Origin of the sequence: Methylobacterium sp. J-048, from assembly GCF_022829515.1 — a bacterium.
Taxonomy (GTDB): Bacteria; Pseudomonadota; Alphaproteobacteria; order Rhizobiales; family Beijerinckiaceae; genus Methylobacterium.
Genome location: NZ_JAKSYL010000261.1, coordinates 1 through 506 on the forward strand (window position 1 = coordinate 1; position 506 = coordinate 506).

Genomic DNA, 506 nt, shown 5'->3' on the forward strand with positions numbered 1-506 from the left:
GCAGGCCAAGGCCAAGCCCAACGCCCCGGCCTACCCCCGGGTGTTCGGCGAGCGCCTGATCAAGGCGGCCGATCCCGACGACCGGGTCGTGGCGGTCACCGCGGCGCTGCCCGGCGGCACCGGCATCGCCCTGTTCGGCAAGCCGCCCGCGGACAAGCCATTCGACCTCGGTCTCGCCGAGCAGCACGCGGTGCCGTTCGCCGGCGGCCGGGCGACCCGAGGCTACCGCGCGGTCGTGGCGATATGAACGACCTTCCTGCAGCGGGCCTACGACCAGGTCGTGCACGACGTGGCGTTGCAGAACCTGCCCGTGCGGTTCTGCCTGGACCGGGCCGGCTTGGTCTGCGCCGACGGGGCGAGGCATGCCGGGGCGTTCGACCTGGCGTATCGGTGCGGCCTGCCGAACATGACCGTGATGGGGTCGTCCGACGAGGCCGAACTGGTGCACATGGTTGCGACGGCGCATGGCAAGGGCAGCGGCCCTATCGCGCTGGCCTCCCCGAGCG

Annotated in this window: 1 pseudogene; it reads left to right on the forward strand. The window is 72.5% G+C overall.

Annotated features, from left to right (window positions below):
- Positions 1-506, forward strand: a pseudogene (locus MKL09_RS26470) (1-deoxy-D-xylulose-5-phosphate synthase); the annotation flags it as partial.